The sequence below is a fragment of the Pseudomonas cuatrocienegasensis genome, from assembly GCF_900110925.1.
GTDB classification, from domain to species: Bacteria; Pseudomonadota; Gammaproteobacteria; order Pseudomonadales; family Pseudomonadaceae; genus Aquipseudomonas; species Aquipseudomonas cuatrocienegasensis.
The window spans coordinates 301,981-319,516 of sequence record NZ_FOFP01000002.1; the positions used below are offsets into that span (position 1 = coordinate 301,981).

Consider the following 17,536-nt stretch of genomic DNA (forward strand, 5'->3'; position numbering starts at 1 on the left):
GACGGGCTACACACTGCCGCGCCGCTCATACCCGCGGCGCCCGATAAGCGCCCATTTACGCCGACAATAGTGACTGCGTCACTGCTGCCAGCGGTTTAGGGTGCAGGCATCCCTCTGACAGGACGCTTGCCATGCACCCTTACTTCTCCCTACAGGGCCGCACCGCCCTGGTTACCGGCGGCACCCGCGGCATCGGCAAGATGATTGCCAAAGGCTTTGCCGAAGCAGGCGCCAGCGTATACATCTGCGCCCGCGACGCGGCGGCCTGCGCGGCCACTGCGCAAGAACTGTCCGCCTATGGCGTGTGCCACGGCATCGCGGCCGATCTCGCCAGCGAGGAAGGGGCAAAAGCCCTGGCAGAGGCGCTTCAGGGGCGTATTGATCAGCTCGATATCCTGGTCAACAACGCCGGCACCACCTGGGGCGCACCGCTGGAGAGCTACCCGGTCAAGGGCTGGGAAAAGGTCATGCAACTCAACGTCACGGCGGTATTCAGTTGCATCCAGCAGTTGTTACCGCTGCTGCGCCAGGCCGGCTGTGAGGCGAACCCGGCGCGGGTAATCAATATCGGCTCGGTCGCCGGGCTCACGTCCCACGGCGAAGACGCCTACGCCTATGGGCCGAGCAAGGCCGCCCTGCATCAGCTGTCGCGGATGCTGGCCCGCGAACTGGTAAGCGAACACATCAACGTCAATGTGATCGCCCCAGGGCGCTTCCCCAGCAAGATGACCCGACATATCGCCAATGACGAGGCCGCATTAGCCAGCGACAGTGCGCTGATCCCCATGAAACGCTGGGGCCGCGAAGCGGAAATGGCCGCCCTGGCCATTAGCCTGGCGAGCACCGCTGGGGCCTATATGACCGGCGCGATTATTCCCATTGATGGCGGCTTTCATCTCTGAGGCCAATGCGCGGAGCATGACCTGAACAGGCGCGCCGGTTACCATGGCGCGCATCTCTGCCGATGACCCGCCCATGTCCCATACCGTCACGCCTGTTGGTTTCGTCCGCGCCTGCTTCAAGGAAAAGTTCGCCATCCCGCGACAGCCACACCTGGCGCCAGCAGCACGCGGCGTGCTGGAACTGGTGCCGCCGTTCGACAGCGGCGAGGCCGTGCAAGGGCTCGAGCAGGTCAGCCATGTCTGGCTGCTGTTTCTTTTCCATCAGGCGCTGGAGGAGAAGCCGCGGCTCAAGGTGCGCCCACCACGCCTGGGCGGCAACCAGTCGGTCGGTGTCTTCAGCACCCGCGCCACGCACCGGCCCAACGGCATCGGCCAATCAGTGGTCACCCTGGAACGGGTGGAGCCGGGACGCCTGTGGTTGTCCGGCATCGACCTGCTCGACGGCACGCCGGTGATCGATATCAAACCCTACGTACCTTATGCCGACAGCCTGCCGGCTGCCCGCAACGACCTGGCCAGTGCCGCGCCCGCCTTGATCGAGGTGCACTGGCAGGCCAGCGCGCGTCTGCAGGCACACACCCACGGTGAGCGCCTGGGCGAACCCCTGGAGGCACTGATTGAGCAATGCCTGGCCCAAGACCCGCGCCCGGCCTACCAGCAGCCGACCCCGGAGCGACGTTACGGTGTGCGCCTGTGGGATGTCGAGGTCAAGTGGCACTACCCGCAGGCGGGGATCATTTGCGTCCTGCAGGTGCTGGACGCTTGAATGGCCTATGCTCGCAAGCAGTTGACAGCCAGCCCTGCATCAGTGACAGAGTGCCCTATCCTTATGGTGCAGCAGGCCTGCCCGGATGAACGCATGCCTTTAACCCACTCGATGCCCCATGTACTGGACCTGTTGCTCGACGCCGTCTGCGTGGTCGACAAGGACGGACGCTTCGTGTTCGTCAGTGCGGCTGCCGAGCGCATCTTCGGCTACACCCCTGAAGAGCTGATAGGCAAGCCACTCATTGACCTGGTGCTGCCCGAGGATCGGGCCGCCACCCAGCAGGTGGCTGAAGAGGTGATGTCCGGCACACTCAAGCCGTACTTCGAGAACCGCTATGTGCGCAAGGACGGCCAGGTGGCGCACATCATGTGGTCCGCACGCTGGTCGGACGACCACCAGTTGCGTATCGGTGTGGCCCGCGACATCACCGAGCGCAAGCGCAGCGAGTCCCTGCAGGCCGCGCTCTATGCGATTTCCGAGGCAGCCCACGCAGCCGGCGATATCAGCGAACTGTGTCGCCAGATCCACGGCATCATCGCTCAGTTATTACCGGCGCATAACTTCTGCGTGGCACTCTACGAGCCCGATACGGCGCACCTGAGTTTCCCCTACCACAGCGACCAGCGTTACCCGGACAGCCCGCCTACCAGCCTCGACGCCTTGCCGTTGAGCACACGGGTGATCCTCGGCGGCGAGCCCATGCTGGTAACCCCGACAACACGCTCGGCTGCACTCGAACAGGCTGCATCCCTGGAAGCCGAGGCGCTGTATTGGCTCGGAGTACCGCTGCCCACACAGGATGGCACCCAGGGCGCGTTGATCATCAAGAGCTACCAGGAGAGCGAGCGCTACAGTGAGGCCGATCTGGAGCTGCTGCAGTTCGTCTCGACCCAGGTGGCCGTGGCCATCGAACGCCAGCAACTGCTCACCCGCCTGCACTTCATGGCGCAATACGACCAGTTGACCCAGCTGCCCAACCGGCGCTTGTTCAACGACCGCCTGGAGACGGCCCTGGCCCGTGCACGGCGCGAGCAGACGCAATTGGCCCTGCTGTTTCTCGACCTGGACAAATTCAAGCAGGTCAACGACAGCTACGGGCACGCGGCCGGTGATCTACTGCTACAGCAGGTCGCCCAGCGTCTGCGCGACAGCGTGCGCGAAAGCGACACTGTAGCGCGCCTGAGCGGTGACGAATTCGTCGTATTGCTCGAACGCGGGCATGCCCTCGACGACATCACGGCCGTCGCGGAAAAGATCCGTGCCGCGCTGGACCAGCCATTCGACCTCAACGGCCAGCCCCAGCTGATACGCACCAGCATCGGCATTGCCTTGTATCCCACACACGGCGATACACCGCAGCAACTGCTGAGCCTGGCGGACCAGGCCATGTACAAGGCCAAGCACAGCGGCGGTAACCGCGTTCTGCTCAGCGAATAGATAGGCTATGTCCCAAAATCGTGTTGCATCCCGTGTAAGCCATCACGCAGCACCAGGGTGAACTACCGAACACGCGTAGGAGCCGCGCCTCGGGGCGAATCGATTGCAGCCATTCAGTTATTTCAGCGTTGCCCCTGGCATTCGCCGCGGGGCGCGGCTCCCACAAAAGCATCGTCGCCGTGCAACAGGTTACTGGGACATCGCCAATAAATAACCCCAGAATGCAAGAACCCGCCAATTGGCGGGTTCTTGCGGGTGCGGCAGGCGCTTATTTTTCGACGAAGGCACGTTCGATCAGGTAGTCACCTGGCTCGCCCATGCGCGCGGAAATGGTCAGGCCAAAGCTGTCGAGTACGGCGCTGGTTTCGTCGAGCATGCTCGGGCTGCCGCAGATCATCGCGCGGTCGTCCTGCGGGTTGATCGGCGGCAGACCGATATCGCTGAACAGCTTGCCGCTGCGCATCAGGTCCGTCAGGCGGCCCTGGTTCTCGAACTCTTCACGGGTCACCGTGGGGTAATAGATCAGCTTCTGCTTGAGCGCGTCGCCGAAGTACTCGTTCTGCGGCAGGTGCTCGGTGATGAACTCGCGGTAGGCGACTTCATTGACGTAACGCACGCCGTGTACCAGCACCACTTTCTCGAAACGCTCGTAGGTTTCCGGGTCCTGGATCACGCTCATGAACGGCGCCAAGCCGGTACCGGTGCTGAGCAGGTACAGGTGTTTGCCCGGCAGCAGGTCGTCCAGCACCAGGGTGCCGGTAGGTTTCTTGCTGATGACGATCTCGTCACCTTCCTTGAGGTGCTGCAGCTGCGAGGTCAGCGGGCCGTCTGGCACCTTGATGCTGAAGAACTCCAGATGCTCCTCGTAGTTGGGGCTGGCGATCGAGTAGGCACGCATCAGCGGTCGGCCGTTGGGTTGCTGCAGGCCAATCATCACGAACTGGCCGTTTTCAAAGCGCAGGCCCGGGTCGCGGGTGCACTTGAAGCTGAACAGGGTATCGTTCCAATGGTGGACGCTGAGCACACGCTCGACGTTCAGATTGCTCATGCAGGCATACCTCAAGGGACTAAAGGGTCGATTGCGCTGCATTCTAGGGACGCGCACAATATCTGTTAAGTGGATTATTACGATATAGGTTATCGGTTATATAGATATGCGATTTACCCTCAGACAACTTCAGGTATTCGTCGCCGTAGCCCAGCAGGAAAGCGTCTCGCGCGCCGCGCAATCGTTGTCGCTGTCGCAATCGGCCACCAGCACCGCGCTCACCGAACTGGAGCGCCAGACCGATTGCCAGTTGTTCGACCGCGCCGGTAAGCGCCTGAGCCTCAATGCCCTGGGCCACCAACTGGTGCCCCAGGCCGTGGCGCTGATCGACCAGGCCAAGGAAATAGAGCGTCTACTCGGGGGCAAGAGCGGTTTTGGCTCGCTCAACGTGGGCGCCACCCTGACCGTGGGCAACTACCTGGCCACCCTGCTGATCGGCAGTTTCATGCAGCGCCACCCGGAATGCCGGGTCAAGCTACAGGTGCATAACACCGCCCATGTGGTGCAGCAGATCGCCCATTACGAACTCGACCTGGGCCTGATCGAAGGCGACTGCCATCACCCGGACATCGAGGTTCAGCCCTGGGTAGAGGATGAGCTGGTGGTTTTCTGCGCGCCCAGCCACCCATTGGCTGCCGCTGGCCAGGCGGACCTGCAGGCGCTCAGCGAAGAGGCCTGGATCCTCCGCGAGCAGGGTTCGGGAACGCGGCTGACCTTCGACCAGGCCATGCGTCATCACCCGCGCGCGCTGAATATTCGCCTCGAACTGGAGCATACCGAAGCGATCAAGCGCGCCGTGGAATCTGGGCTGGGCATCGGCTGCATCTCGCGCCTGGCCCTGCGTGATGCCTTCCGCCGTGGCAGCCTGGTTGCGGTGGAAACTCCGGACCTGGACCTGCGCCGGCAGTTCTACTTCATCTGGCACAAACAGAAGTACCAGACTGCCGCGATGCGCGAGTTTCTCGAACTGTGCCGGGCCATGACGGCGGGCGTCAGGCGCAGTGACGAGATCGTGTTGCCGCCAGTGAATTAGCCACCTGACCATTGCGCGACTCAGCCCAGCAGAATCACCAGCCAGACACTGCCAATCAGGGTCAGCGAGACAAACTGCGCGGCGCTGCCCATATCTTTGGCGTTTTTCGACAGTGGGTGCAGTTCGAGGGAAATCCGGTCGATCGCCGCCTCAACTGCCGAGTTGAGCAGCTCCACGATCAGCGCCAGCAGGCACACGCCAATCATCAACGCGCGCTCACCACGGCTGACATCGACGAAGAAGGCCAGCGGGATCAATACGGCGTTGAGCCAGACCAATTGACGAAACGCAGCCTCACCAGTAAACGCGGCGCGCAGGCCGTCCATCGAATAGCCGGTTGCATTAAGGATACGTCGCAGGCCGGTGTGGCCCTTGAATGGGGACATGAAAGGATCATCGCAACGAGAAAGGACAGACCGCTCACGCAGCCTGCCGAAGGAAGATTAACCGACGCTTAAGCGTTCGCAGGTGCAGGAATCGACTCAAGCTGTTGCAGCAGCAGCGCCGCCTGGGTGCGGGTACGCACGCCTAGCTTGCGGAAGATCGCCGTGACATGGGCCTTGACCGTCGCTTCGGAGACGCTCAGCTCGTAGGCGATCTGCTTATTCAGCAGGCCATCACAGACCATGGTCAGCACCCGGAACTGCTGGGGCGTCAGGCTCGCCAGGCCAGCGCTGGCAGCTTTGGCCTCGGCCGACACAGTCGCCGCGGCCTCGGTCTGCACGGGCCACCAGGCATCGCCATCGAGCACCTGACGGACAGCCTGCTGGATAACCTCGAGCGAACTCGACTTGGGGATAAAACCGCTGGCGCCGAACTCCCGGGAACGGGCGACCACGGCCACATCCTCCTGGGCCGAGATCATCACCACCGGAACCTGCGGATACTGCCCGCGCAACAGCACCAGACCGGAGAAGCCGTAGGCACCCGGCATATTCAGGTCGAGCAGCACCAGATCCCAGTCCTGCTTGTCTGCCAGGCAGCTCTCCAGCTCGGCAATGCTGGCGGCCTCGACCAGACGCGTATCGGCGCCCAGGCCGAGCATCAGGGCCTGCTGCAGCGCACTGCGAAACAAGGGGTGGTCATCGGCGATGAGGATGTCGTAAGCGGCCATGGCAGGTCCTGTTCTTGTTATACGGGCAATCATCTATGGGCTGCGATCCTGCAGCCGGTGACGATCTGCACGATTATGGCACGCTGCGCACGGGAATGCGCCGCAGGCGCTATCAGCATGTGCAGCGCTGGTGGGGTGGTCAAGCGCTGTGCTTTGCGGCACAGTCTGCGCCCCTTTCACGAGAACTGCTGCATGCACCATACCGCCCTCAGAGCTGACCTGTTGATGTTGCTCACTGCAGCGATCTGGGGATTTTCCTTTGTTGCACAGCGACTCGGTATGGATGCGATTGGCCCCTTCCTCTATACCGGGCTGCGCTTTCTGTTGGCGACGCTGGCACTGCTGCTGGTGCTGCCCCTGCTCCGTGGGCGCGCCCAGCGTCCGGCAATTGAGCGCTCGTTGCTGCTATCAGGTGGCCTGATGGGGCTGGTACTGGCGCTGGGCATCAACCTGCAGCAAGTCGGTCTGCTGTTCACCAGCGTGACCAATGCCGGCTTCATTACCGGCCTCTATGTGATTGTGGTACCGCTGCTGGGGTTATTGCTTGGCCAGCGAACCGGCCTCGGCATCTGGCTCGGCGCAAGCCTTGCGGTAATCGGCATGTTCCTGCTCAGCGTAGGCGATGGTTTCAGCGTGGCAGCAGGTGACTGGTTACAACTGATAGGTGCGTTCGTCTGGGGCGTGCACGTATTGCTGGTGGGGGCCTTCGCCAGCCGTCATAACCCTTTGCACCTGGCAGTGGTGCAGTTTGCCGTATGCGCCCTGATCAGCCTGCTGCTGGCGGTCGCGCTGGAAGATATTCGCTGGGACGCCATCCTCGCCGCCGCACCGGCCATTCTGTATGGCGGACTCTTCGGCGTGGCCGTGGGTTTCACCCTGCAGGTTGTCGCACAGCAAGATGCCATCGCCTCCCATGCAGCCATCATCCTCTCGCTGGAAGCGGTATTCGCAGCCATCGCCGGAGCCTGGCTGCTCGGCGAAACCCTGCACCTGAAAGGCTACCTGGGCTGCGCCCTGATGTTTTGCGGCATGCTCCTGGCGCAACTCTGGCCACGCCCGGCGAGCGTACTCAAGGCCTCATAGAAAGGTGCGCAGTTGCTGGTGCAGTGCATCATCCAGATCGACGGCGCGGGGCGCCTTGGCTGCCAGGTAATGCTGGCTGAAAACATCCAGGTACGCATCCAGCGCCCCGGCAGCCTTTGTATCCCCTGCCAGTTCCAGGCACAGCGCCGCCACCTCGGCGGTACACAAATGATCATCGCGCTTGGAGCGGCGCAGCCGGTAACGCGAGAGCTGCTCGGGCGATAGGCTCAACACCGGCAAGCTGTCCAGATACGGGCTTTTGCGAAACATCTTGCGTGCCTCGGTCCAGGTCGCATCCAGCAAGATGAACAGTGGCCGCTTACCGTCAACCGCCTGAACCTGATTGACCACCCGCTCAGGCGCTGCATATTCACCCGGGAAGACCACAAAAGGTTGCCACTGCGGGTCGGCCAGGACGGCCAGCAGCGCCTCCTCCACCGCAGTCCGCGACCAGCCGAAAGCGCTGGTATCGGCAACAACGTCGGCGATCAGCCAACCGGTATTGCTCGGCTTGAGCGCTTCGACATCATGCATGACCAGACAGAACCCGGACTGGGTGGCGATCCGCGGCCGCCAGTCGCACAGGCAGTGTGTCACGGCCAGACGACAGCTCGCACAGCGTATGGCCCGCGAACCACGGGCCAGAAACGGTTTTTCACTGCGCGCCAGGCGCGCCTCCCGCAAACGGGCTACTGCGTGGCTCATCGCACGTTAACCGAGCAAACGGGCACGTCATACAAAACAAACATCGCAACGCCGCCAAATAGAAGGTCGCCAAGTCTACCAGTAGAGACTGCCCGGCAAGCGTTCAAGCAGTTCCCGTAAACGCATGACCGGACAAGCAGCGCCGCGCTCGGTACCATGTAGCACTGCTCGCAGCCGGCGAACGTACAGCGCGCCAGGCGGTCGAACCGAGTCAATTGCTTTCAGGAGTGTCCCATGCTGCGCCTTATTCTCCCCACGCTTGCCCTTGCCTTGGTGCTGCCTAGCGCCCATGCCGTGTCCCTGAAAGAAAACGAACTGACCCAGTTACTCGAGCAGGTCGCACGTGAAAGCAGCGTGGGCACACCACGAGCCATCAACGCCGACATTCTCGACCAGGGCTATACGGTCCAGGGCAAAGAGTTGGTCAACCATCTCAGCGTACGTGAAGGCCATGCCACACAAATGCGCGCCAACCCCGATACAGTCAGGGCGCAACTGTCCAATAGCGTCTGCACCAATCCGGGGTATCGCAAGCTGCTTAGCCAGGGCGCCGTGTTGCGTTATGAGTTCAGCGAGTACAAGAGCAATCGCCCGGTAATCAACGAGCGCTTCAGCCAGGCCGATTGCGGGCTCTGAGCCTCGCCGCCTGAACGTAAAGCGGGCTGCCATACTAGGATCTATTGTCGAATAAGGAGCCTGCCATGCCTGACACCCCTGACGACTACCTGTCCCGGCATTTCCAGACCAGCGAAATCGACCTGGGCGAGCGGATCACCGCGCTTGCCACCCAGGTCACGCCACCCGGCAGTGCCAACGTGATGCTCTACCGCGACATGCTCGCCACCGTGGCGCGCATGGCACAGGCTGACCGCAATCGCTGGGACGCCAAGATCATGCTGCAGACCCTGCGCGAGCTGGAGCAGGCCTTCAGTCTGCTCGAACGCTTCAAGCGCCGGCGCAAGGTCACTGTTTTCGGTTCGGCCCGCACGCCGCCGGAGCACCCGATCTATGCCCTGGCCCGTGAATTGGGCAGCGCATTGGCGCGCCATGACCTGATGGTCATCACCGGCGCCGGTGGTGGGGTGATGGCGGCCGCCCATGAAGGGGCGGGAGCCGACAACAGCCTGGGCTTCAATATTGCCCTGCCCTTCGAACAACGGCCCAATGCCACGCTGGCCGGCAGTAGCAACTTGCTGCCGTTCCACTTCTTCTTTTTGCGCAAACTGTTTTTCGTCAAGGAGGCTGACGGACTGGTGCTCTGCCCTGGTGGCTTCGGCACCCTGGACGAAGCGCTCGAAGTGCTGACACTGGTGCAGACGGGTAAAAGCCCGTTGGTGCCTATCGTGCTGCTCGATCAGCCCGGTGGGACCTTCTGGCAGGACGCGCTGACATTTATCAGGCATCACCTCGAAGACAACGGCTATATCCTCAGCAACGACCTGAATTTGCTGCGCCTGGTCTACAGCGCCGAGGAGGCGACCGAAGAAATTACCGCCTTCTACCGCAACTACCATTCCAGTCGCCGACTGAACGGCCGTTTCGTGGTGCGCCTGCGCCATGCACTGAGCGACCGCACGCTGCAACAGCTCGATAACGAGTTCCGCGACCTGTGCCGAGAGGACGGTTTCAGCCAATGCGCCAGTGCCGCAGACGAAGTGGACGAACCGGAGCTGCGCCACCTGACGCGCCTGGCGTTCACCTTCAACGGCCGTGATTATGGCCGTTTGCGCCAACTGATCGACCTGATCAACCGCCCCGAAAACTGGTACGACCCCACAGCCGTTGCGCTAACGGACAGCCACTGAAACGACTGAACAGCGATTGCGCAGCATGTCTAGCGGTGCGCACAGCGCACCCGACCGATGGCCCCCGCTATTGGGGCTTGTATAAGCGGTGTCACTGCTCGTGTAGGAGCGAAGGAGCGCCTAGTCTTTATTCGCGACTGCGCAGCGAATTTCGCGAATAAGTTCGTTCCAGGCGTTTATATAGTTAGCGTGTAGATCCCAAAAAACGCCCCGCTCTCTTAGAGGGCGGGGCGTTTTTATTCATCGCTGGCGCCCCGAAGAAGGCGCCCGATCAAGTCCAGTGGATAGCCGCGATAGCTAAGAAACCGTCCTTGCTGGGCCTGCTCTCGCGGGGTTTGTGGCAACTGGCCGGCGAACTTGCGCTGCCAGGTGGCTTGCAGTTGCGCCCGCCAATCGATGCTGCTGTCACGCAGCGCCTGCTCGATATCACCCCGAGCGAGGCCACGCTGGCCAAGCTCTTCGCGAATGCGCAGCGGCCCATACCCGGCCCGAGCGCGGTAGCTGATAAAGCTCTCCAGATAACGCGCTTCGCAGAGCAACCCTTCCTGGGTAAGACGCTCGAGGGCTTCATCTATCAGCGTATCGGGGGCACCACGCTTGCGCAGTTTTCGGGTCAGCTCGACCCGACCATGCTCACGGCGGGCCAGCAAATCCATCGCGACCCGCCGCACTGCAACGGGCGTATCCAGAGGCTCAGGCATAACGCGTGCGATCAGAGATCGGCGTCAGCAAGGTCATCGGCAGTCGCACCCGAGTTAGCCTTGACCGTCGGGCTCACTACCAGCAACTTCTCACGGATCAGGCCTTCAACCGTGCGGGCGACTTCCGGGTTGTCTTCCAGGTACTTGGCCGAGTTGGCTTTACCCTGACCGATCTTGTTGCCCTGGTAGCTGTACCAGGCGCCGGATTTCTCCAGCAACCCGAGTTGCACACCAAGGTCGATGATCTCGCCATTGCGGTAGATACCCTTGCCGTAGAGAATCTGGAACTCGGCCTGACGGAAAGGCGGTGCTACCTTGTTCTTCACGACCTTGACGCGGGTTTCGCTACCGACCACCTCGTCACCTTCTTTCACCGCACCTGTGCGGCGAATGTCCAGGCGTACCGAGGCGTAGAACTTCAGCGCGTTACCACCGGTGGTGGTTTCCGGGCTGCCGAACATCACGCCAATCTTCATCCGGATCTGGTTGATGAAAATCACCAGGCAGTTGGCGTTCTTGATGTTACCGGTGATTTTGCGCAGCGCCTGGGACATCAGGCGGGCCTGCAGGCCGACGTGCATGTCACCCATCTCGCCTTCAATTTCCGCCTTGGGCACCAGCGCAGCAACGGAGTCGACCACGATCACGTCGACGGCATTGGAACGCACCAGCATGTCGGTGATTTCCAGGGCCTGCTCACCGGTGTCCGGCTGGGAAACCAGCAGGTCATCGACATTCACGCCCAGCTTGCCGGCATATTCCGGGTCGAGTGCGTGCTCGGCGTCGACGAACGCACAGGTCGCGCCGAGCTTTTGCGCCTCGGCAATCACGGACAGGGTCAGCGTGGTCTTACCCGACGACTCCGGGCCGTAGATTTCGACGATGCGCCCCTTGGGCAGGCCGCCAATGCCCAGGGCGATGTCCAGCCCCAGCGAACCGGTCGAGATGGCCGGAATTGCCTGGCGATCGTGATCGCCCATGCGCATGACTGCGCCCTTGCCGAATTGCTTTTCAATCTGGCCCAGGGCAGCCGCCAATGCGCGCTTCTTATTCTCGTCCATTACAATCCTCACGTGATCAAGAGGGCCTGACGGCCGCCAACAACTGTATAAGTAGCCAGTATTATTCCACAGGGCAAGTCCCTCGCCTACCCCGCCGTGTCTTTTTCTTCGCCCATGACCCGCAATAGCCCGCGCAGCGCGGCCTCCACCGTCTGTCGCCGGACCGCCGAGCGATCCCCGGCAAACTGATGTCTCTGACTGTAGAGCCTTTCCCCGTCGGCAATTGCCAGCCAGACGGTGCCTACAGGCTTCTCCGGGGAGCCGCCGCCCGGCCCTGCCACACCGCTGACAGCAACGGCATAACGCGCACCACTATGCTGCTGCGCCCCGCGGGCCATGGCCTCGACTACCTCACGACTGACCGCGCCAACCTGTTCGAAAAGCTCCGCCGGCACGCCCAGCTGCCGGGTTTTCTGGGCATTCGAGTAGGTGATGTAACCGGCCTCGAACCAGGCAGAGCTGCCGGCGATGGCGGTAATCGCCTGACCGATGCCGCCCCCCGTGCAGGACTCGGCGGTAGCCACTTGCGCACCCTGCGTCATCAAGGCCGTGCCTAGGGCTTGGGCCAGAGCTTCAAGCGCTGTATCCGTCATAAACGACCTCTTATCGCGTACATGCCAACCCTACCTCAGCACAGGTACAGATTTCAGCAGTGCGGCCTGCATCAGTGCTGCTAGCAGTCGAGAACGGGAAAAAACTCTACTCAAGTGCGACCTAGATGCTTATTCTTTGCCCCAGAGTCAATACAACGACGCCTGCCAAAGGTTCGACATAGATCATGGACTGCCTAATCATCTATTCACGCGCGGGCGAACGCCGTGTCAGGCCCCTGAGAACCAAGCGCCTGCCCAACCTCAAGGCCGTGGAGTTCGCGGTCATCAGCGCCGAGCTGCCCGAAGGCTTGCCCGATTTCAGCCAGAACGACGCGCCCACCCTGGGCCAGTTGCTGGCGCAGCTGGATATTCAGATCATCGATGTACAGCCCGTTCAGCCTAAGTAAGCCGCTTAACCACACGCCCATTGACCACCCACGCACACAGCGCCCGGCCGCTCCCGTGATACCCTTGCCGCCATTTCATGCTGCCACCGGCCCGCTCTGCGACCGAGCCTGATGCACAGGGCTCGCCTTCGACAGCCCGTTTAAGCCGGCAGCCACGACTCACACATTTGCGCATACCCACTGACCGAAGACTATGGCCAATCAGGATCTATCCGCTCACACACCGATGATGCAGCAGTACTGGCGACTGAAGAATCAGCACCCCGACCAGCTGATGTTCTACCGCATGGGCGACTTCTATGAAATCTTCTACGAAGACGCGAAAAAAGCCGCCAAGCTTCTGGATATCACCCTGACCGCCCGCGGCCAGTCCGCGGGGCAGGCGATTCCCATGTGCGGCATTCCGTTCCACGCGGCCGAGGCGTACCTGGCGAAGCTGGTCAAACTCGGTGAGTCCGTGGTGATCTGCGAGCAGATTGGCGATCCGGCCACCAGCAAAGGCCCGGTCGAGCGCCAGGTGGTGCGCATCATCACCCCCGGTACGGTGAGCGATGAGGCCCTGCTCGATGAGCGCCGCGACAACCTGTTGGCCGCCGTGCTGGGTGATGAACGCCTGTTTGGCCTGGCGGTGCTGGACATTACCAGCGGGCGTTTTAGCGTGCTGGAAATCGCCGGCTGGGAAAATCTGCTGGCCGAGCTCGAACGCCTCAACCCGGTCGAGCTGCTGATTCCCGATGATTGGCCCCAGGGTCTGCCTGCCGAAAAACGCCGCGGCGCCCGCCGGCGCGCGCCCTGGGATTTCGAGCGCGACTCGGCGCACAAGAGCCTGTGCCAGCAGTTCTCCACCCAGGACCTCAAAGGCTTTGGCTGCGAAGGCCTGACCCTGGCCATCGGCGCCGCCGGCTGCCTGCTCGCCTATGCCAAGGAAACCCAGCGCACCGCCCTGCCGCACCTGCGTAGCCTGCGCCACGAGCGCCTCGACGATACCGTGATTCTGGACGGCGCCAGCCGGCGCAATCTGGAGCTGGACATCAACCTGGCCGGTGGGCGCGATAACACCCTGCAATCGGTGGTCGACCGCTGCCAGACCGCCATGGGCAGCCGCCTGCTGGGCCGCTGGCTGAACCGCCCGCTGCGTGATCGCCAAGTGCTGGAAGCACGCCAGGCCTCCATCAGTTGCCTGCTCGAACGCTACCGCTTCGAGACGCTGCAGCCGCAGCTCAAGGAAATCGGCGACCTGGAACGCATCCTTGCACGCATCGGCCTGCGCAATGCGCGCCCGCGGGACCTGGCGCGCCTGCGTGACGCGCTGGCGGCCCTGCCCGAGCTGCAGCAAGCGATGGCCAGTCTCGATGCCCCCCATCTGAGCGAATTGGCTCAGATCGTCAGCACCTACCCTGAGCTGGCCGAATTGCTGGCGCGCGCCATCATCGACAATCCGCCGGCGGTGATCCGCGACGGCGGCGTGCTGAAAACCGGTTATGACGCCGAACTGGACGAGTTGCAGTCGCTTAGCGAAAACGCCGGTCAGTACCTGATGGACTTGGAAACCCGCGAGAAGGCCCGCACCGGCCTGGCCAACCTCAAGGTCGGCTACAACCGCGTGCACGGCTATTTCATCGAACTGCCGAGCAAGCAGGCCGAATCTGCACCCGCTGATTACATCCGTCGGCAAACCCTCAAAGGTGCCGAGCGCTTCATCACCCCCGAACTCAAGGAATTCGAAGACAAGGCGCTGTCAGCCAAGAGCCGCGCCCTGGCGCGGGAAAAGATGCTCTATGACGCCTTGCTCGAAGACCTGATCAGCCACCTCGGCCCGCTGCAGGACAGCGCCGCGGCCTTGGCCGAACTCGATGTGCTGAGCAACCTGGCCGAACGCGCCCTGACCCTGGACCTCAACTGCCCGCACTTCGTCGACGAACCCTGTATGCGCATTGAGCAGGGGCGCCACCCGGTGGTCGAGCAGGTACTGACCACGCCGTTCGTTGCCAACGACCTGAGCCTGGATGACGACACCCGCATGTTAGTCATCACCGGCCCGAACATGGGCGGTAAATCGACCTATATGCGGCAAACCGCGCTGATCGTCCTGCTGGCGCATATCGGCAGCTTCGTGCCGGCCAAGCGCTGCGAATTGTCACTGGTTGATCGCATCTTCACCCGGATAGGCTCGAGCGACGACCTGGCTGGCGGACGCTCGACCTTTATGGTGGAGATGAGCGAAACCGCCAACATCCTGCATAACGCCAGCGACCGCAGCCTGGTACTGATGGACGAAGTCGGGCGCGGCACCAGCACCTTCGATGGCCTGTCACTGGCCTGGGCAGCAGCTGAACAACTGGCCGCGCTACGCGCCTATACGCTGTTCGCCACCCATTACTTCGAGCTGACCGTGCTGCCTGAAAGCCAGCCTGCGGTGGCCAACGTGCACCTCAATGCCACGGAGCACAACGAACGCATCGTGTTCCTCCACCACGTCTTGCCAGGCCCGGCGAGCCAGAGCTACGGCCTGGCCGTGGCGCAATTGGCGGGGGTGCCGACCCCGGTTATCCTGCGTGCTCGCGAGCACCTGGCACGCCTGGAAACCACCAGCCTGCCCCATGAGCTGCCACGCACCAGCACCAATAAAACCCAGACACCCCAGCAGAGCGACATGTTCGCCAGCCTGCCACACCCGGTGCTGGAGGAATTGACGACCATCAATCCCGATGATCTGACGCCCCGAAAAGCGCTGGAGCTGTTATACAGCTGGAAAGCACGGGTCTAACGCGCATGGACACAAGCTGTTAGAATCGCGCGCGCTTTGGGAGGTGGCGGCCTATTAGCCTGGGACCGCCGCCATTGTTCCCGAGCCGAGGAACCACTCATAAAGGGTGGTTCCCCTGCCGCCTGAGGAGAGAACTAGAATGACCTTCGTCGTCACCGACAACTGCATCAAGTGCAAGTACACCGACTGCGTGGAAGTCTGTCCGGTGGACTGCTTCTACGAAGGCCCGAACTTCCTGGTAATCCACCCGGACGAGTGCATCGACTGCGCCCTGTGCGAACCGGAGTGTCCGGCCCAGGCGATCTTCTCTGAAGACGAGGTGCCGGAAGACCAGCAGGAATTTATCGAGCTCAATGCCGATCTGGCCGAGGTCTGGCCGAACATTACCGAGAAGAAAGACGCACTGCCTGACGCTGAAGAGTGGGACGGCGTGAAGGACAAGTTGCCGCACCTGGAGCGCTAAGCCCTTCGGGCTAGCGACTAAAGACCCGCCTTGCGCGGGTCTTTTGCTTTGGCACATCCGCAGTGCCTGTGCATGTGCTTGCGAGGTACCCCCAGCGAAATCACTGACGGCTGAGTCGCATCCGTGAAAAGCATCACCCGCCTACTCTCACGTGGGCGAGCACTTTTCTACAGGCAAAAAAAAGGGGCGGTTTTACCCGCCCATTCTTTTGTCCCTACTCCCTTTATTTCCTATTTCATCGTCCTGATGAAACCACTTCCTGCGGTTTTCCTGGCTACCATCCTGGCGGCCTGTGTCTATCCCTCGACACAGTTCCAATGATAGTGATTTAGCTGATCCGCACAACGTCCCCACTGAGTGCAGATCAGCGCTCCGAGAGGCGCTACGGAAAAACTAATTCTTTAAAATCATTTAGTTGAAAACAGTCGCACTAGAGAAAGAGGGGATCTTTAGCGTATTTCTCCCGTAAACACTTACAGCATCTGTAAGCAATGGCTTACACCGCAGATGTAAAAAACCCGGCCGAAGCCGGGTTTTCCATGGGTTTCCAGCAGCTATTGAAACAGCGAGTCGCTGGACAGCCCATTTTTCTCGAGTATTTCACGCAACCGCTTGAGGGCCTCGACCTGGATCTGTCGGACCCGCTCACGGGTTAGGCCAATTTCCTGGCCCACTTCCTCCAAAGTGCAACTCTCGTGACCGCGCAGGCCAAATCGCCTCACCACCACTTCGCGCTGCTTTTCGGTCAGCTCGGACAACCACTGGTCGATGCTTTGCGAAAGGTCATCATCCTGGAGTAGCTCGCAGGGGTCGGTCGGGCGGTCATCGGTCAGGGTATCGAGTAGAGTCTTGTCGGAGTCTGGCCCGAGCGAGACATCGACAGAAGACACCCGCTCGTTGAGCCCAAGCATGCGCTTGACCTCGCCCACCGGCTTCTCCAGCAGGTTGGCGATCTCTTCGGCGGAGGGTTCGTGATCGAGTTTCTGAGTCAGCTCGCGCGCTGCGCGCAGGTAGACGTTCAATTCCTTGACCACATGAATGGGCAAGCGAATGGTGCGGGTCTGGTTCATGATCGCCCGCTCGATCGTTTGCCGGATCCACCAGGTTGCGTAGGTTGAAAAACGGAAGCCACGCTCAGGATCGAACTTTTCTACCGCACGAATCAGACCGAGATTGCCCTCTTCGATCAGATCGAGCAGTGACAGCCCGCGGTTAACGTAGCGGCGAGCGATCTTCACAACCAGACGCAGGTTGCTTTCGATCATACGTTTGCGACCCGCAGGGTCGCCCTTCTGCGCAAGGCGCGCGAAGTGAACTTCTTCTTCAGGGGTTAGGAGGGGGGAGAAACCGATTTCGTTGAGATAAAGCTGAGTGGCGTCTAGCGCCCGGGTGTAATCGATGTACTTATGCTGCTTGCTGCTTGTGGAGTGTTTGGCCTTGTTGCGAGTGGGTGGCGTTTCGGCCTCGTCACGTTGCAACTCATCCAGGACGATACCAGGCTCCATCAGGAGTACCTCATCGTCGACGTCAAACTCCGGCTCTTCTTTTTTATTGAGTGCCATTGTCGTTGTCCCTTGCTGAGTTCGACAGCAAGCTCCGGCAGCGCCCATTCCATGGCAATACCCGAGCCCGTCCTCCTATGGATGGG

At 61.5% G+C, this 17,536-nt stretch carries 18 protein-coding genes; 10 read left to right on the forward strand and 8 right to left on the reverse strand.

The annotated features are described in order from the left end of the window. Positions 1–131 precede the first annotated feature (131 nt). The 3 genes from BMW49_RS04260 (at position 132) to BMW49_RS04270 (ending at position 3,108) form a co-directional block, all read left to right on the forward strand. Complete coding sequence (locus BMW49_RS04260) at positions 132–902, forward strand: SDR family oxidoreductase (RefSeq protein WP_069516049.1); 771 nt, start codon at positions 132–134, stop codon at positions 900–902. Between the two features lie 73 nt (positions 903–975). After that, positions 976–1,668 (forward strand): tRNA (N6-threonylcarbamoyladenosine(37)-N6)-methyltransferase TrmO, encoded by a 693-nt coding sequence (tsaA, locus tag BMW49_RS04265; protein WP_069516230.1) that lies wholly within the window; start codon positions 976–978, stop codon positions 1,666–1,668. 93 nt (positions 1,669–1,761) lie between these two features. Then, on the forward strand, positions 1,762–3,108 hold the full coding sequence (locus BMW49_RS04270; RefSeq protein WP_090390858.1) for a GGDEF domain-containing protein: 1,347 nt from the start codon (positions 1,762–1,764) through the stop codon (positions 3,106–3,108). Positions 3,109–3,376: 268 nt separating this feature from the next. Here the strand turns inward: BMW49_RS04270 and fpr are convergent, their stop codons facing one another. Next, positions 3,377–4,156: a ferredoxin-NADP reductase gene (fpr, locus tag BMW49_RS04275; RefSeq protein ID WP_069516051.1), complete on the reverse strand. Its 780-nt coding sequence runs from the start codon at positions 4,154–4,156 to the stop codon at positions 3,377–3,379. 106 nt (positions 4,157–4,262) lie between these two features. Here fpr and BMW49_RS04280 point away from each other — a divergent pair, with 106 nt between their 5' ends. After that, positions 4,263–5,189, forward strand: a complete 927-nt coding sequence (locus BMW49_RS04280; RefSeq protein ID WP_069516052.1) for a LysR family transcriptional regulator — start codon at positions 4,263–4,265, stop codon at positions 5,187–5,189. A gap of 20 nt (positions 5,190–5,209) precedes the next feature. Here the strand turns inward: BMW49_RS04280 and BMW49_RS04285 are convergent, their stop codons facing one another. Both BMW49_RS04285 and erdR read right to left on the reverse strand, forming a co-directional pair. Further along, the gene (locus tag BMW49_RS04285; protein WP_069516053.1) at positions 5,210–5,575 is read right to left on the reverse strand and encodes a diacylglycerol kinase; all 366 of its coding nucleotides are present in this window, start codon (positions 5,573–5,575) and stop codon (positions 5,210–5,212) included. 68 nt (positions 5,576–5,643) lie between these two features. After that, on the reverse strand, positions 5,644–6,303 hold the full coding sequence (gene erdR, locus BMW49_RS04290; RefSeq protein WP_069516054.1) for a response regulator transcription factor ErdR: 660 nt from the start codon (positions 6,301–6,303) through the stop codon (positions 5,644–5,646). Between the two features lie 192 nt (positions 6,304–6,495). On the opposite strand from erdR, the gene BMW49_RS04295 reads away from it, so the two are divergent. After that, positions 6,496–7,386: a DMT family transporter gene (locus BMW49_RS04295; RefSeq protein WP_069516232.1), complete on the forward strand. Its 891-nt coding sequence runs from the start codon at positions 6,496–6,498 to the stop codon at positions 7,384–7,386. Here BMW49_RS04295 and BMW49_RS04300 read toward each other — a convergent pair. Further along, positions 7,381–8,091 carry a tRNA-uridine aminocarboxypropyltransferase gene (locus tag BMW49_RS04300; protein ID WP_069516055.1) on the reverse strand — a complete coding sequence of 237 codons (711 nt, stop codon included), beginning with the start codon at positions 8,089–8,091 and terminating at the stop codon, positions 7,381–7,383. The two genes, BMW49_RS04295 and BMW49_RS04300, sit on opposite strands and share 6 nt — an antisense overlap. Positions 8,092–8,325: 234 nt before the next feature. Here BMW49_RS04300 and BMW49_RS04305 point away from each other — a divergent pair, with 234 nt between their 5' ends. Together BMW49_RS04305 and BMW49_RS04310 are read left to right on the forward strand one after the other, a co-directional pair. After that, entirely contained in the window at positions 8,326–8,727 is a 402-nt protein-coding gene (locus BMW49_RS04305) for a quorum-sensing-regulated virulence factor family protein (RefSeq protein WP_069516056.1), read from the forward strand. A 65-nt stretch (positions 8,728–8,792) separates the two neighbouring features. Next, positions 8,793–9,896, forward strand: a complete 1,104-nt coding sequence (locus BMW49_RS04310; protein ID WP_069516057.1) for an LOG family protein — start codon at positions 8,793–8,795, stop codon at positions 9,894–9,896. A gap of 236 nt (positions 9,897–10,132) precedes the next feature. Here BMW49_RS04310 and recX read toward each other — a convergent pair whose 3' ends face one another. From recX to BMW49_RS04325, 3 genes are all read right to left on the reverse strand, one after another. Further along, complete coding sequence (gene recX / locus BMW49_RS04315; protein WP_069516058.1) at positions 10,133–10,597, reverse strand: recombination regulator RecX; 465 nt, start codon at positions 10,595–10,597, stop codon at positions 10,133–10,135. Positions 10,598–10,608: 11 nt separating this feature from the next. After that, complete coding sequence (gene recA, locus BMW49_RS04320; RefSeq protein WP_069516059.1) at positions 10,609–11,658, reverse strand: recombinase RecA; 1,050 nt, start codon at positions 11,656–11,658, stop codon at positions 10,609–10,611. Between the two features lie 86 nt (positions 11,659–11,744). After that, positions 11,745–12,251, reverse strand: coding sequence for a CinA family protein (locus BMW49_RS04325; RefSeq protein WP_069516060.1), 507 nt, complete (start codon positions 12,249–12,251; stop codon positions 11,745–11,747). A 185-nt stretch (positions 12,252–12,436) separates the two neighbouring features. Between BMW49_RS04325 and BMW49_RS04330 the strand changes: the two genes are divergently transcribed. The 3 genes from BMW49_RS04330 (at position 12,437) to fdxA (ending at position 15,888) form a co-directional block, all read left to right on the forward strand. After that, a complete protein-coding gene (locus BMW49_RS04330) occupies positions 12,437–12,658 on the forward strand; it encodes a hypothetical protein (protein ID WP_069516061.1) in 222 nt (73 codons plus the stop codon). A 193-nt stretch (positions 12,659–12,851) separates the two neighbouring features. Continuing rightward, on the forward strand, positions 12,852–15,425 hold the full coding sequence (gene mutS, locus BMW49_RS04335; protein WP_069516062.1) for a DNA mismatch repair protein MutS: 2,574 nt from the start codon (positions 12,852–12,854) through the stop codon (positions 15,423–15,425). Positions 15,426–15,564: 139 nt separating this feature from the next. After that, positions 15,565–15,888 (forward strand): ferredoxin FdxA, encoded by a 324-nt coding sequence (fdxA, locus tag BMW49_RS04340; protein WP_069516063.1) that lies wholly within the window; start codon positions 15,565–15,567, stop codon positions 15,886–15,888. Positions 15,889–16,442: 554 nt separating this feature from the next. Here fdxA and rpoS read toward each other — a convergent pair. After that, positions 16,443–17,450: an RNA polymerase sigma factor RpoS gene (rpoS, locus tag BMW49_RS04345; RefSeq protein ID WP_069516064.1), complete on the reverse strand. Its 1,008-nt coding sequence runs from the start codon at positions 17,448–17,450 to the stop codon at positions 16,443–16,445. Positions 17,451–17,536 lie beyond the last annotated feature (86 nt).

Bases quoted from the DNA above. Each gene is read 5' to 3' on its own strand.
- BMW49_RS04260 (WP_069516049.1), top strand. From the start codon at position 132: ATGCACCCTTACTTCTCCCTACAGGGCCGCACCGCCCTGGTTACCGGC.
- tsaA (WP_069516230.1), top strand. From the start codon at position 976: ATGTCCCATACCGTCACGCCTGTTGGTTTCGTCCGCGCCTGCTTCAAG.
- BMW49_RS04270 (WP_090390858.1), top strand. From the start codon at position 1,762: ATGCCTTTAACCCACTCGATGCCCCATGTACTGGACCTGTTGCTCGAC.
- fpr (WP_069516051.1), bottom strand. From the start codon at position 4,156: ATGAGCAATCTGAACGTCGAGCGTGTGCTCAGCGTCCACCATTGGAAC.
- BMW49_RS04280 (WP_069516052.1), top strand. From the start codon at position 4,263: ATGCGATTTACCCTCAGACAACTTCAGGTATTCGTCGCCGTAGCCCAG.
- BMW49_RS04285 (WP_069516053.1), bottom strand. From the start codon at position 5,575: ATGTCCCCATTCAAGGGCCACACCGGCCTGCGACGTATCCTTAATGCA.
- erdR (WP_069516054.1), bottom strand. From the start codon at position 6,303: ATGGCCGCTTACGACATCCTCATCGCCGATGACCACCCCTTGTTTCGC.
- BMW49_RS04295 (WP_069516232.1), top strand. From the start codon at position 6,496: ATGCACCATACCGCCCTCAGAGCTGACCTGTTGATGTTGCTCACTGCA.
- BMW49_RS04300 (WP_069516055.1), bottom strand. From the start codon at position 8,091: ATGAGCCACGCAGTAGCCCGTTTGCGGGAGGCGCGCCTGGCGCGCAGT.
- BMW49_RS04305 (WP_069516056.1), top strand. From the start codon at position 8,326: ATGCTGCGCCTTATTCTCCCCACGCTTGCCCTTGCCTTGGTGCTGCCT.
- BMW49_RS04310 (WP_069516057.1), top strand. From the start codon at position 8,793: ATGCCTGACACCCCTGACGACTACCTGTCCCGGCATTTCCAGACCAGC.
- recX (WP_069516058.1), bottom strand. From the start codon at position 10,597: ATGCCTGAGCCTCTGGATACGCCCGTTGCAGTGCGGCGGGTCGCGATG.
- recA (WP_069516059.1), bottom strand. From the start codon at position 11,658: ATGGACGAGAATAAGAAGCGCGCATTGGCGGCTGCCCTGGGCCAGATT.
- BMW49_RS04325 (WP_069516060.1), bottom strand. From the start codon at position 12,251: ATGACGGATACAGCGCTTGAAGCTCTGGCCCAAGCCCTAGGCACGGCC.
- BMW49_RS04330 (WP_069516061.1), top strand. From the start codon at position 12,437: ATGGACTGCCTAATCATCTATTCACGCGCGGGCGAACGCCGTGTCAGG.
- mutS (WP_069516062.1), top strand. From the start codon at position 12,852: ATGGCCAATCAGGATCTATCCGCTCACACACCGATGATGCAGCAGTAC.
- fdxA (WP_069516063.1), top strand. From the start codon at position 15,565: ATGACCTTCGTCGTCACCGACAACTGCATCAAGTGCAAGTACACCGAC.
- rpoS (WP_069516064.1), bottom strand. From the start codon at position 17,450: ATGGCACTCAATAAAAAAGAAGAGCCGGAGTTTGACGTCGACGATGAG.